Annotated in this window: 15 protein-coding genes; 14 read left to right on the top strand and 1 reads right to left on the bottom strand. The window is 62.3% G+C overall.

Translation table 11 applies throughout. From position 1 onward, the window contains the following. Nucleotides 1–149 precede the first annotated feature (149 nt). The 7 genes from rpmI to ACP7BZ_RS14750 all read left to right on the top strand — a co-directional run bounded on the left by rpmI (nucleotide 150) and on the right by ACP7BZ_RS14750 (nucleotide 6,160). A complete protein-coding gene (gene rpmI, locus ACP7BZ_RS14780) occupies nucleotides 150–347 on the top strand; it encodes a 50S ribosomal protein L35 (RefSeq protein WP_426114417.1) in 198 nt (65 codons plus the stop codon). Nucleotides 348–373: 26 nt separating this feature from the next. Beyond that, the gene (gene rplT / locus ACP7BZ_RS14775) at nucleotides 374–733 is read left to right on the top strand and encodes a 50S ribosomal protein L20 (RefSeq protein ID WP_038493023.1); all 360 of its coding nucleotides are present in this window, start codon (nucleotides 374–376) and stop codon (nucleotides 731–733) included. Between the two features lie 137 nt (nucleotides 734–870). Next, entirely contained in the window at nucleotides 871–1,887 is a 1,017-nt protein-coding gene (gene pheS, locus ACP7BZ_RS14770; protein WP_426114414.1) for a phenylalanine--tRNA ligase subunit alpha, read from the top strand. Between the two features lie 50 nt (nucleotides 1,888–1,937). Continuing rightward, nucleotides 1,938–4,367: a phenylalanine--tRNA ligase subunit beta gene (gene pheT, locus ACP7BZ_RS14765; protein WP_426114412.1), complete on the top strand. Its 2,430-nt coding sequence runs from the start codon at nucleotides 1,938–1,940 to the stop codon at nucleotides 4,365–4,367. A 110-nt stretch (nucleotides 4,368–4,477) separates the two neighbouring features. Beyond that, complete coding sequence (locus tag ACP7BZ_RS14760; RefSeq protein ID WP_426114754.1) at nucleotides 4,478–4,825, top strand: integration host factor subunit alpha; 348 nt, start codon at nucleotides 4,478–4,480, stop codon at nucleotides 4,823–4,825. A gap of 8 nt (nucleotides 4,826–4,833) precedes the next feature. Further along, entirely contained in the window at nucleotides 4,834–5,250 is a 417-nt protein-coding gene (locus tag ACP7BZ_RS14755; RefSeq protein ID WP_426114410.1) for a MerR family transcriptional regulator, read from the top strand. Between the two features lie 274 nt (nucleotides 5,251–5,524). Continuing rightward, nucleotides 5,525–6,160, top strand: a complete 636-nt coding sequence (locus tag ACP7BZ_RS14750; protein WP_426114408.1) for a response regulator — start codon at nucleotides 5,525–5,527, stop codon at nucleotides 6,158–6,160. A gap of 217 nt (nucleotides 6,161–6,377) precedes the next feature. Here the strand turns inward: ACP7BZ_RS14750 and ACP7BZ_RS14745 are convergent, their stop codons facing one another. Beyond that, entirely contained in the window at nucleotides 6,378–7,187 is an 810-nt protein-coding gene (locus ACP7BZ_RS14745) for a Crp/Fnr family transcriptional regulator (protein ID WP_426114406.1), read from the bottom strand. A gap of 450 nt (nucleotides 7,188–7,637) precedes the next feature. Here ACP7BZ_RS14745 and ACP7BZ_RS14740 point away from each other — a divergent pair, with 450 nt between their 5' ends. The 7 genes from ACP7BZ_RS14740 (at nucleotide 7,638) to ACP7BZ_RS14710 (ending at nucleotide 13,119) form a co-directional block, all read left to right on the top strand. Continuing rightward, nucleotides 7,638–8,333, top strand: a complete 696-nt coding sequence (locus ACP7BZ_RS14740) for a response regulator transcription factor (RefSeq protein WP_426114404.1) — start codon at nucleotides 7,638–7,640, stop codon at nucleotides 8,331–8,333. Beyond that, nucleotides 8,330–9,697: a sensor histidine kinase gene (locus tag ACP7BZ_RS14735; protein WP_426114402.1), complete on the top strand. Its 1,368-nt coding sequence runs from the start codon at nucleotides 8,330–8,332 to the stop codon at nucleotides 9,695–9,697. The genes ACP7BZ_RS14740 and ACP7BZ_RS14735 overlap by 4 nt, the downstream gene beginning before the upstream one ends. A 96-nt stretch (nucleotides 9,698–9,793) precedes the next feature. Further along, the gene (locus ACP7BZ_RS14730) at nucleotides 9,794–10,222 is read left to right on the top strand and encodes a type IV pilin protein (protein WP_426114400.1); all 429 of its coding nucleotides are present in this window, start codon (nucleotides 9,794–9,796) and stop codon (nucleotides 10,220–10,222) included. Continuing rightward, nucleotides 10,210–10,851, top strand: coding sequence for a pilus assembly FimT family protein (locus ACP7BZ_RS14725; RefSeq protein WP_426114398.1), 642 nt, complete (start codon nucleotides 10,210–10,212; stop codon nucleotides 10,849–10,851). Before ACP7BZ_RS14730 ends, ACP7BZ_RS14725 begins: the two co-directional genes overlap by 13 nt. Beyond that, on the top strand, nucleotides 10,848–11,321 hold the full coding sequence (locus ACP7BZ_RS14720) for a type IV pilus modification PilV family protein (RefSeq protein ID WP_426114396.1): 474 nt from the start codon (nucleotides 10,848–10,850) through the stop codon (nucleotides 11,319–11,321). The genes ACP7BZ_RS14725 and ACP7BZ_RS14720 overlap by 4 nt, the downstream gene beginning before the upstream one ends. Beyond that, a complete protein-coding gene (locus ACP7BZ_RS14715; protein ID WP_426114394.1) occupies nucleotides 11,318–12,514 on the top strand; it encodes a PilW family protein in 1,197 nt (398 codons plus the stop codon). The genes ACP7BZ_RS14720 and ACP7BZ_RS14715 overlap by 4 nt, the downstream gene beginning before the upstream one ends. After that, complete coding sequence (locus tag ACP7BZ_RS14710; RefSeq protein ID WP_426114392.1) at nucleotides 12,511–13,119, top strand: hypothetical protein; 609 nt, start codon at nucleotides 12,511–12,513, stop codon at nucleotides 13,117–13,119. The genes ACP7BZ_RS14715 and ACP7BZ_RS14710 overlap by 4 nt, the downstream gene beginning before the upstream one ends. Nucleotides 13,120–13,128 lie beyond the last annotated feature (9 nt).

The raw sequence follows: 13,128 nt of genomic DNA, 5'->3' as shown, positions 1-13,128 counted from the left end.
AAGGACCTGCTTGCTCTGCACTGTTTTGTGCTACAATCGCCGGCTTCCCTGTCGTAAGACGGAGAACACTGTGAAAGCAGGCATCTAAGCGCAGCATTACGTTGCCACCTGCAATCCTCTACTGGAGCTGTCCTTGGGACAGAACTACAATGCCTAAAATGAAGACCAAAAGCTCTGCGAAAAAACGTTTTCGCGTGCGTCCAGGTGGAACCGTTAAAGCGGGCCACGCTTTCAAACGTCACATCCTGACCAAGAAAACGACCAAGAGCAAGCGCCAGTTGCGCGGAATCACGAACGTCGACGCTGCGGATGTAAAATCCGTCATGCGTATGATGCCAACCGCTTAATCTCACTTACAAACTAAGGAGTTACTATGCCTAGAGTAAAACGTGGGGTTACAGCTCGTGCCCGCCATAAAAAAATTCTTGTACAAGCCAAAGGCTACCGTGGTCGCCGCAGTAAGGTCTACCGCGTCGCCAAGCAAGCAGTCATGCGCGCCGGCCAGTATGCCTACCGCGACCGCCGCAACAAGAAACGTGTCTTCCGCCGCCTGTGGATCGCCCGTATCAACGCCGCTTCCCGTGAGCATGGCGTGACGTACAGCGTATTCATGAACGGTCTGAAGAAGGCATCTATCGAACTGGACCGTAAAGTCCTGGCCGATATGGCCGTGATGGACAAGCCGGCTTTTGCCGCGATTGTCAACGCGGTCAAGGCAAAGATCGCCGCGTAAGCGGGGATGTTCGCCAAGCGTGTCGAGCGCCACCTGCGGGTGGTGTCTAAAGAGCGGGGCAGAGGTTCAAACCTGTGCCCCGTTTTTGATTGTGGCGCGCAGCCTGTGCTGTGGGCCGCCAGACAGGAAGCAATAACATGAACCCCTTGGAACAACTCGTCGTCGCCGCGCAGGCTGATTTCATCGCCGCCCTCGACGCCGCCGCCCTGGAAAACGCCAAGGCCAAGTACCTCGGCAAGACCGGCCAGATCACCGAACAAATGAAGGGCCTGGGCAAACTCGACCCGGACCAGAAAAAAGCCCAGGGCGCCCTGATCAACGGCGCCAAGGTGCAGATCGAAACGGCCCTGACGGCGCGCCGCGATGCGCTCGCCAACGCCCAGCTCGAAGCGCGCCTGAATGCCGAAGCCATTGACGTCACCCTGCCCGGACGCGGGCGCGCCATGGGTGGCATCCACCCGGTCATGCGCACCTGGGAACGGGTCGAAGAAATCTTCCGCTCGATCGGGTTCGATGTGGCCGACGGCCCCGAAATTGAAAACGACTGGACCAATTTCACCGCGCTCAACAGCCCGGAAAATCACCCGGCCCGTTCGATGCAGGACACCTTTTATATCGAAGGCGACGACAGCACCGGCAAAGCGCTGCTGCTGCGCACCCACACCAGCCCCATGCAGGTGCGTTACGCCCGCAGCCATACGCCACCGATCAAGGTCATCGCCCCCGGCCGTACCTACCGCGTCGACAGCGACGCCACCCACTCGCCGATGTTCCACCAGGTCGAAGGCTTGTGGATCGGTGAAGACATCAGCTTTGCCGACCTGAAGGGCGTGTACCTCAATTTCGTCAAGGCGTTTTTCGAAACCGACGATTTGCAGGTGCGGTTCCGGCCGTCGTATTTCCCGTTCACCGAGCCATCGGCCGAGATCGACATCGCTTTTGGCGCCGGTCCCCTCAAGGGCAAGTGGCTCGAAGTGTCGGGCGCCGGCCAGGTGCACCCGACGGTGGTCAAAAATTTCGGCCTCGATCCGGAAAAGTTCATCGGCTTCGCGTTCGGCTCTGGCCTCGAGCGCTTGACCATGCTGCGTTATGGAATCAACGACTTGCGCCTGTTTTATGAAGGCGACTTGCGATTCCTTAAGCAGTTCAACTGATCCGCCGTTCGAATCAACCCGCATAACCCATTCGCAGCAAGGCTAACAACATGCAATTTTCCGAAAACTGGCTCCGCACCATGGTCAACCCAGCTCTGAGCTCGGCTGAACTGTCCCACCTGCTCACCATGTCCGGTCTCGAAGTGGAAGAGGTCGAGGCCGTGGCGCCGCCGTTTTCGCACGTCGTCGTTGCGCATGTCGTCGAGGTTGCCAAGCACCCGAATGCGGATCGCCTCAATGTGTGCCAGGTCGATGTCGGCACGGGTACGTTGCTCAATATCGTCTGCGGTGCCCCCAATGTGCGCGCCGGCATGAAGGCCATTTGCGCGATGGCGGGCGCGCTGCTGCCGCCGGGCGCCGATGGCAAGCCGTTTGAAATCAAGGTGGGCCAGCTGCGCGGGGTCGAGTCGCAGGGCATGATGTGCTCAGCGAAGGAATTGAAACTGTCGGATGACAGCGCCGGCTTGCTGGAATTGCCCGCTGACGCCCCGGTTGGCCAGGATATCCGCGATTATCTGGCGCTCAACGATCTGAAATTCACCATCAAGCTCACGCCCAACAAGGCCGATTGCCTGTCGGTGCTGGGGGTGGCGCGCGAAGTGTCGGCGCTGACCGGCACGCCGCTGTCGGTGCCCACCGCGCGCCTGGTCGCCGTGACCAGCGACGAGATCTTGCCAGCCACCATCAGCGCGCCCGACCTGTGCGGGCGTTTTACGGGACGCGTGATCCGCGGCTTGAACGCGCGCGCCATCACGCCCGCGTGGATGGTCCAGCGCCTCGAGCGCAGCGGCCAGCGTTCGGTGTCGGCACTGGTCGACATTTCCAATTACGTCATGCTCGAACTTGGTCGCCCGTCGCACGTGTTCGATCTGGACAAGATCCACGGCAGCCTCGATATCCGCTGGGGCAAGGCAGGCGAAACCTTGAAACTGTTGAACGGCACCACGGTTGCCGTCGATGGCTGGATCGGCGTGATTGCCGATGAGCAGCAGCTCGAGTCGCTGGCCGGCGTGATGGGTGGCGACGCCACCGCCGTCAGCCTCGACACCGCCAATATTTACCTGGAAGCGGCCTTCTGGTGGCCGAACGCCATCCAGGGCCGCGCGCGCCGCTTCAATTTTTCCACCGATGCGGCGCACCGCTTTGAACGGGGCGTCGATTTTGCCAGCAATGTCGAGCACATCGAGCGCATCACCGGCCTGATCGTCGAAATTTGCGGCACCGCCAGCACCACCGTCGGCCCCGTCGATGACCAGATCGCCAGCCTGCCGCAGCGCCAGCCAGTGCTGCTGCGCACGGCGCGCGCCCAGAAAGTCATTGGCGTGCCCGTGAATGACGCGGTGATTGCCGATATTTTCAACCGCCTGGCCTTGCCGTTTACCCAGCCCGAAGCGGGCGTGTTTGCCGTCACTTCGCCAACCTACCGCTTCGATATCGAAATCGAGGAAGACTTGATCGAAGAAGTGGCGCGCGTCTACGGTTTCGAAAACATTCCGGCCAAGCCGCCGGTGGAGCCCAGCGCCATGCTGGCGGCGCCCGAAAACATGCGTTCGCTGTTTGCCCTGCGTCACCGCATGGCTGACCTCGGTTACCAGGAAGTGGTCAACATGAGTTTTGTCGACAGTGCGTGGGAAGCCGATTTTTCCGCCAATACCACGCCGATCAAACTGCAAAATCCGATCGCCAGCCAGATGAACGTGATGCGTTCTTCCCTGATCGGCAGCCTGGTGGCGAACGTGCGCTACAACCTCAACCGCAAGGCTGGTCGCGTGCGGGTGTTCGAGATTGGCGCCGTGTTCCACCGTAACCCGGCGGCGCCCGACGGTCCGCTGGCCATTGCTGGTTTCGAGCAACCGAAGCGGCTCGCTGGCATGGCCTATGGTCCGGCCATCGATGAGCAGTGGAGCGTGGCTGCCCGGCCGGTCGATTACTTTGACGTCAAGGCCGACCTCGAGGCGATGTTCGCCCCGGTGGCGCTGCGCTTCTTGCCGGTGGCCCATCCGGCCCTGCACCCGGGCCGCTCGGCCGGCGTCGAACTCGATGGCAAGCTGATCGGCTTCATTGGCGAGCTGCATCCGAAGTGGCAGCAAAAATATGAACTGCCGCAGGCGCCAGTGCTGTTCGAAGTCGATGCGCTTGCATTACAGCAACGACCAGTGCCACGCCACCTCGAGATTTCCAAATTCCCGGGCGCCACCCGCGACCTGGCGATGGTGGTCAAGCACAGCGTCTCCGCGCAACAAATGCTCGATGTATTCTTTAAGGAAAAATCAACAAATCCTGCTGGAAACATCGTGCAAGCCATTGTTTTATTTGATGAATATCGTGGAAAGGGCTTGCAGGACGATGAAAAAAGCCTTGCTTTCCGCTTTGCGTTGCAAGATACTCAAACCACCCTGCAAGATGACGCCGTGGATGCTTTGATGCATGCAATGGCCGAAGCGGCAAGGGCCCAATACCATGCGATCAAGCGTGCGTAACGATCTCGGCATCGACTCCAGGACTGATAAGGCAGGGCTGCAAAATTAATAATAACGACGTGGATTCGGCCGTACTCCAATCGGCATTGGCGGCCGACTTGCATCGTGCCATGCAAGTGGCCAAGGTGCGTCAGGAAGCCGAAAAAGACTTGCCGACCCTCACCAAGGCGGAGCTGGCCGAACTGCTGTTCGAGCAGGTCGGCTTGAACAAGCGTGAAGCGAAAGACATGGTCGAGACTTTTTTCGATGAAATTCGCAATGCGCTCGAGCGCGGTGAGGCGGTCAAATTGTCGGGTTTCGGCAATTTTCAGTTGCGCGACAAGCCCCAGCGGCCCGGGCGCAATCCGAAAACCGGCGAGGAAATTCCCATCACCGCGCGCCGCGTGGTGACTTTTCACGCCAGCCAGAAACTCAAGGGCATGGTCGAAGCGAGCAGCCCGATGGCGCGCGCAGCCTGAATTGAACCATGAACGACCGCAAACCCGAACTGTCCGTCTTGCCGCCGATCCCAGCCAAGCGCTATTTCACCATCGGTGAAGTCAGTGAATTGTGCGGGGTCAAACCGCACGTATTACGCTACTGGGAGCAGGAATTTACCCAGCTTAAGCCGGTCAAACGACGTGGGAATCGCCGTTACTACCAGCACCACGAGGTGCTGTTAATTCGTCGCATTCGCGAACTGCTGTACGAACAGGGTTTCACCATCAGCGGTGCCCGCAACAAGCTCGATAGCCGGGCGCTGGAAACGGTTGCCGGCGGCCACGCCGAGGCGGGCGAAGCGCTGCTCATTGGCACGCTGGTGGCGGTGGCACCCGCACCGGATTTGACGGCGCTGCGGGCCGAACTGCTGGCCATTCTCGCCCTGCTCGACAGCTCTCAGTGACGGCCGCCCCGCCGCTGCGCAGGCACGAGCGGCATGGTGGTAGCACGGTGGTGGCAGGGCAGTTCCGGCAGCGCAAACAGCAACCAGGAGCAAGCGAGTGCTGGCGCGGGCAGGCCAGGCACCGTAGCACAGCGGCCTGTAACGGGCGTCGCCGTGGTGCTAGAATGACGATATTGCAGTGTCGGGTCGCCAGGCCTCTTTCCTGTGCCATGGAAAAACAATAGCGCCGAGCAGAATGTCCCCCCATGGACGCTCGGTGTTCTAAGGGAAGACAATGATACGCGTTGCCATTTGTGACGACCACCAGATAGTACGAGCAGGTTTCAAGCAGATTTTTTCGTCGGCAGGTGACGACTTTACCGTCGTCGCCGAAGGCGCCACCGGTCGCGAGGCGCTCGACATCGCCCGCCGCGAAATTTGCGACGTGCTGTTGCTCGACATTGCCATGCCCGATCAAAGCGGCATCGATATCTTGCGCACCATCCGCCAGGGGCAGCCGAACTTGCCGGTGCTGATCCTGTCCGGCTATCCAGCCCAGCAATACGCACTGAACCTGTTCAAGATGGGCGCTAACGGCTATCTGAACAAGGAGTGCGAAGCGGACGAACTGAAAACCGCCGTCAAAACGGTGTTCCAGGGGCGCCGCTATGTCAGCTCGACCGTCGGCGAATTGCTGGCGCAAAGTTTTGACCGCGATCCGAATACCGCCCTGCACACCGAATTGTCGGATCGCGAGTTCCAGGTGTTCTTGCGGCTGGCCAGGGGCGCGACCGTATCCGATATCGGAGTCGCGCTGTCGCTGTCGATCAAGACCGTGTCGACCTATCGCACGCGGATCATGGAAAAAATGGGATTGCAGTCCAATAGCGACCTGACGTATTACGCGATGAAGAATAATTTGCTTGATTGAGGCGCTGGCGGGTGTCGCCGGTGTTGAAGGATGCGGTTGCGGGTCTTCGGTCCCGGTATCGCCGCAGCCGCTGCAACTACCGTAGAAACGACAACGCCGGCAATGCCGGCGTTTTTACGATATCTCCCGGCACAAAGTGCCGGTTCAGTTGCAATGCTCTCTGGCAGTCAAGGATGGAACAGGTACCCCAAGGTGCCAGTTCCCCCGCTCTCTAAAATTAGCGGGCGACGTCGGCCAGCAGGCGGTCGTATTCGGTCTTGGCGACCTTGTAGCACTCGCCCGCATACTCTTCCAGGCCGGCGCGGTCGACCACCGTGATGTTACCGCGACGGTAGGTAATCAAGCCATCGTCCTGCAGCTTGCCGGCGGCGGCGGTGATCGATTCGCGGCGCACGCCCAGCATGATGGAAATGAGTTCCTGGGTCACTTTCAACTCGTTTGATGGCGAGCGGTCCAGGCGGTCGAGCAACCAGCGGCACAGCTTTTGTTCGATCGAACTGTGGCGGCCACCGACGGCGTTTTGGGCCATCTGGGCAAATAGCGCGTTGGTGTAACGCATCAACAGCTGGGGCAGGGCGCCGCCCTGATTGAAGGCATCGCGCAGGTACTGGGTTTTCAGGCGGTAACCATAGCCGGCGCTTTGCACCACTGCGCTGCAAGTGGCGCGCTCGCCCATGAACAGCGACATGCCGCACACACCTTCGTGGCCGATGACGGCGATTTCGGTGGTGGCGCCGTCTTCCATCACGTACAGCAGCGAGACGATGGCAGTGGTGGGAAAGTAGACGTTTTCCAGCTTGCTGCCGCATTCAAACAATTCTTTACCGAAGGGCAGCGCCACCAGTTCGAGGTGGTCGGACAGCGATTCGAGGTCGTGGCGGGGCAGGGCGGCCAGCAGTTCATTTTGCTGGGTGCCGCTGTAGCTGACGACTGGCTTGGTGCCCACTTTCGATGCCGTCAGGGCGCCCGGGAACTGGCTGCCGGTCTGCGATTTCTGCGAAATACCACCAAGTTGAATGCTGTTCATTTTTTCCTCTTTTACTCTTCAAGACATCGTTGCGCTCGGGCTTGCTTTATAAAGTCTGTTGCCGTTTGCGATGGATGAACTTTAAAGCGTCGGTCTGTTGGCGAACATAAGATTAGCAGTCGCCCCTGTGTAGGCTATGAGCAGATAGGCATGTCAGCCTAGTCCTACTGGGAGGAATGGTGCTTTGTGGCCAAATAACGACCAAAAGTCAGGTTGTTTGTGCAAATAACGGGCAGCCTTCGCGCCCGCTGGTTACAAAAATTGTTTCGTTTTGATAAGGCTGAAGCGAGGTTGGCCGGTATTGGCAATCAAACATGGTCGAATTGTCAGGTTTTTGTTCGAAATTTGTAGGAGGAAAGGTCTGACATCGAAGGCGACTGCCCTGATCTTGCTATTGGGAACGCCATCGAATTGCCCCATAATGGCTTTTTCTTTCTGCCATCCGCGCCCATGCTTGCCGCCCTGTCCATCCTGTTGGTCGAAGACGACGCCGTGCTGGCCGATGGCATCAGCCGCATGCTCGAAGCGCATGGCTTCGTCCTCGAGCAGGTGGCCGACGGCTTGCTGGCTGACGCCGTGCTGCAGCGCAGCCAGGCGGCGGTGGCGGTCATCGATATCGGCTTGCCCGGCATCGATGGCTTCGAAGTGGTGCGGCGCCTGCGCGAGCGCGGCAGCGCCATGCCGGTGCTGCTGCTGACCGCCCGCGACGCCGTCGAAGACCGCGTGCGGGGGCTGGAAATGGGCGCCGATGATTACCTGGTCAAGCCATTTGCCAGCGCCGAACTGGTGGCGCGCATCCGTGCGCTGGCGCGCCGCTCGGCCGTCAAGGCGGCGGTGCTGGGACTGGGCCGGCTGCACCTCGACCTTGACACCCGCCGCGCCAGTGTCGGCGAGCGCGCCATCGAGCTGTCGGTGCGCGAATGGGCGGTGCTCGAATACCTGTTGCAGCATGGCGGCCGGGTGGTATCGAAGCAGCAGATCATCGATGCCATCGCGCCATGGGCGGAAGAGCTGACCCTCAACGCCGTCGAAGTGTACGTCTCGCGCCTGCGCCTCAAACTGGTCGATGCCGGCGTGGTCATCCGCACCATCCGCGGCTTCGGCTATATGCTCGAGGCGCCCGCCGACGCCGGCGCCCACCCATGAAAAGTATCCGGGTCCGTCTGCTGACCTGGCTGATTGGCCCGATTCTGCTGCTTAACCTGGCCGGCGCCAGCCTGATCTATCTGCTGGCGTGGAGTCCGGTGCAGTCGGCCTACGACCGCGCGCTGCTCGACGGCGCCGCCGCCCTCGCCGCGCGGGTGGGCGCCGACGGTGTGCTTGACCTGCCACCGCGCGCCGAGCGCGCGCTGCGCGACAGCCTGGCCGGCGCCACCTATTTTGCCGTGCGCGACCGCAACGGCCTCCTGCTGGCCGGCGACGCCGATGTGCCAGCCCGGCTCGACGATGGCGCCACCCTGGTCGACGCCCGCCTGCGCGGCGTGCCGATGCGGGTGGCCAGCGAGATGACCGAAGCGGGCGGCACCGTGGCGCTGGCGCGCAGCGTCGGCACGCGCAACCAGCCCGGCACCACCGTGCGGGTGTTGCTGCTGCTCGAAGGATTGTTTGCGCTGGTGCTGGCTGGCCTGATCTGGTTTGCCGTCACCCGCGGTTTGCAACCGCTGGACCGCCTGCGCGCCGACCTCGACGCCCGCGACTGGGCCGACATGGCGCCGCTGGCGGCGCGCGCGGTGCCCATCGAGCTTGCGCCCGTGGTGGGCGCCTTCGACAATTTGCTGGCGCGCCTGCAGGCGGGCACGCGCGCCCAGCACGAATTTCTCGCCAACGTGGCGCACCAGTTGCGCACCCCCCTGGCCGGCGTCAAACTGCAGCTCGAATGGCTGGGCGCGCGCCACCGGGGCGACCCTGACAGTGTCAAGTCGGTGCGCCTGATGCTGCTGTCGAACGGCCGCATGATCCGCCAGACCAATCAGCTGCTGTCACTGGCGCGCGCTGAACCGAGCCGCTTTGAAAAAGAGCGCCTCGAGCGGATCGACCTGTCGGCCCTGGTGGGCAGCTCGATCCAGCATTTTGTCGATCAGGCACTGGCGCGCCGCATCGACCTCGGCTTTGAACTGCAGCCGCTGACGGTGCTGGGCAATGCCTTCCTGCTACGCGACCTGCTCGACAACCTGGTCGACAACGCCTTGCGCTACACCCCGGCCGACGGCACGGTGACGGTGCGCTGCCGGCTCGACCCGCAAGCCGGGCGCGATGGCAAGGGCGCCGCCGTGGTGCTGCTGGAAGTGGAAGACTCCGGTCCCGGCATCGCCGCCGCCGAGCGCGAGCGGGTGTTCAGCCGTTTCGTGCGGCTGGCCGAGCACACCAGCGGCAGCGGCCTGGGGCTGGCGATCGTGCGCGACATCGCCCTCGCGCACGGTGCCCGCGTCGCCGTGCTCACCGCCAGGAGCGGGCAGGGGGCCCTGTTCCAGGTGCGCTTTCCCGCCCCGCGCGTTGGTAAAGGGAAATAAATTTTCCCTGTCAGCCCTTTGTCAGCATTGCTTCAGGGTAATGTCAGTTTGCCGCAGTATTCTCTGTGAATCAAATCCACGCTCTCAGAGGATATCATGCAACGGCAGCAATCTGGTTTTTCCCTGATCGAGGTGATGGTCACCGTCGCCATCATTGGCATACTGACCGCCATCGCCCTGCCCAGTTACCGCGATTACGTCATCCGCGGCCGCCTGGGCGAAGCATTTTCGGCGCTGGCGACGGTGCAGCCAAATGCCGAGCAGTTCTGGTCGAACACGCGCTCGTTCGCCAATTTCGACACCGCATCGAATGTGTTCCCCACCAGCTCCGCCAATTTTACCTATGCGCTCTCCGGTGCCACCAATACCGCTTACCTGGTGACCGCCACCGGCCGCGGTACCCTGCTCGGTTTCAAGTTTACCATCGACCAGCAGGGCAACCGCGCCACCACCGGCGTACCGTCCGGCTGGACCAGCAACGACAGCTGCTGGGTCGACCGCAAGGCGGGCACATGTTCCCAGTAAGCGCCCCCGTCATGCGTGCCCAGTACGGCTTCACGCTGATCGAGATGGTGGTGGTGGTGGCCATTTTCGGCGGCCTGATGGCGCTGGGGATTCCATCGATGAGCGCGTGGGTCATGTCGAACAAGGCGGCGTATGCCAACGAGTTTTACATGGAAGGCTTTCGCGCTGCCCGCCTGCAGGCAATTGGCCACAACGCGCCCAGCCGCATCGTCCTCACCAGCAACGACACCACCGGCCAGATGGACTGGCAGGTCGATATCTGCTTTCCCGTCGCCGGTTCACCCTGCACGGGCGTGAGTGGCAACTGGTCGACACCGACGACGGCTGCGGCGAACGATCCCGACAGCGGCACCAAGTACACCTCGATCAAGCGCTCGGCCGATATCCTGCCGTCGACCAGCGTGATTGCGCCGACCCTGTTGCCGACCAATGCCTACGCGGTCTACTACACGGCGCTGGGCTGGGTCGACACCAGCTATGCCAACCGCCTGACCCGGCTGCAGCTCGACCCGCTGCCTGCTTACGCCGCGCAGTTGCCCACCACCGCCATTGCGATCACCCTGGCCGGCATGCCGATCCGCTGTAACGTCGGCTCCGCCGTCACCGATTCGCGCGGGTGCCCACCATGAGCGCACTTCCCATGAAAAAGAAACAGCCGCAGCCGCAGCTGCAGCAACAGCAAGCGCGCCGGCAGCAGCGCGGTGTGGCGCTGATCGAAGCGCTGATCGCCTCCCTGATCCTGGCCATCGGCCTGCTGGGCGCGATCGGCATGCAGGCGCGTGCCTATTCGGCCCTGTCCGACGCCGGCATGCGCGCCGAGGCCACCATGGCCAGCGATAAGCTGCTGGCCCTGATGGCGCTCGACCAGAGCAACCTGACGTCGTACGCTTACGCCGGCAGCGGCGGCGGTAGCGCCCAGATCAGCCCGTGGCTGGTGCAAACGCTCGCGGCGATCCCCAGCGCCAAGCCGACGGTGACGGTGGCGCAGGTGGCCGGCACCAGCCGCTACCGCATCGACATCGCCATTGGCTGGCAGCGCAAGCAGGGCGACCAGGCCAGCGTGCACAACGTCACTTCTTATATCGCCCCCTCCAAATGAAGCCGAGCCATCCACTTCCTCGCCGGCGCCATGCCACCGGCCTCTCCCTCGTCGAGCTGATGGTCAGCGTGGTGATCGGCCTGCTCGCGCTGGGCCTGGCCACCCGCCTGGTGGTCAGCAGCGAGACCAACAAGCAGTCCGCGCTGGGCGGTTCGGACGCCATGCAAAACGGCGTGGTGGCAGTGTTTTCCATCGAACGCGAACTGTTGCAGTCGGGCTGGGGCATGAACGACCCGCTGCTCAATGGCTGCGACACCGTGTTCTATGACGCCAACGGCTATGCCCTGCTCAGCGCCGCCCGCGGTGCCGGCACCGTCACGCCGCTGACGGCGGTGGTGATCCAGTCGAATGCGGGTAGCTCGGACGTGTTATCGATCAATTCCGGCAGCGACTTCAGCAACACCGGCATGGCCCGCATCAGCGGTGGCTACGCCAGCGGCGCTTCCATCGATATCGACCGCTCACCGTACGGTTTCAATGGTACCGACACCGTCGTCGCTGGCGGTGACGTCATCGCGGTGGCGCCGGAAGCACTCGGCACGGCCAAGTGCGCCGTCGCCCAGGTATCGGCGCCCGTCGATGCGGTCGCTGCCGGCGCCCTCAACAAGCTGCAAATTGCCAGCGGGGGCGCCAACCGGTTTAACAGCGGCAACCTCGGGGTGGCGTATACCGTTGCCACCGGCGGGCGCATCTTTAATTTAGGCCCGGCCAGCAACCTGGCCTTCCACACCTGGTCGCTCAATCAGGGCTTCCTGCAGTTGCGCACCACCAATCTGGCTGGCAGCAGCACCACCGCCAGCACGGTGACCGACAATATCGTCGCCATCAAGGCCCAGTATGGCCTCGATCAGCGCAGCACGGCCACCTTCACGCCCGAACTGGGCATGCAGGTGAGCAACTGGTCGGGCACCATGCTGGACGCCGACGGCGACGGCGTCGCCGGCAGCGCCGGTGATTACGCCCGCGTGGCAGCCGTGCGGGTGGCAGTGGTGGCGCGCAGCCGCAATCCGGAACGACCGAATGCCGCCGGCGTCTGCAGCGCCACCCCGAATACCCCGTACACGGTATTTGGCGGCACCGTCAGCGTCGGCCTGGCCGTGGCCGGCGACAGCATCGACTGGAAATGCTACCGCTACCGTACCTTTGAAACCGTTGTGCCATTGCGCAACTCGGCCTGGAGGCCCACCCCATGACCGCTTCCCCTCTTCTGCTGTCGCGCCGGCGCCGCCTGCAACGCGGCATCGCGCTGCCTGTCATGCTGATCGTGCTGACCATCATGCTGTTGAGCGGTGTTTATCTGCTCAAGTCGAGCAATGCGGTGACCATGAACACCTCCAACCTGGCCTACCAGTCGGTGCTCAACAAGGCCAACGACCTGGCCTTGATGTCGGCTTCCGAATGGCTGTCGAGCACCTGGACGGGCAACCGCCTGCTGCTTGACGCCAACGTGCCGGCGTCCGGCTACGTGGCCAATCTCGACACCACCCAGACTGTCAACTCCGCCAATTTCTGGGCTGGCAAGGCGACCATGGTGGCCGCTGACGGCAACACCATCGAATACGTGATTCATCGCGTGTGCAAGACCGCCGGCTCGTGGAATGTATTGCCCAACACATGCATGCAAACCACCGCCAACAGTTATTCGCTGGGCACCAGCGTGGCGCTCGGCAGCAGCCTGTCGTCGACGGCGGTGCAACTGGCCGGCTCGCCGCAACTGCATTACATCATTACCGCGCGCATCTACGGACCGCGCGGCGGCAACGTCATCAGTCAGATGGCTGTGCTGATGGGCCCATGAGGGCGCCAC

The organism is Massilia sp. PWRC2 (assembly GCF_049896725.1).
Classification (GTDB): domain Bacteria; phylum Pseudomonadota; class Gammaproteobacteria; order Burkholderiales; family Burkholderiaceae_D; genus JAFCUW01.
The sequence above is the reverse complement of the archived record's forward strand: the minus strand, read 5'-3'. Positions and strand labels throughout refer to the sequence as shown.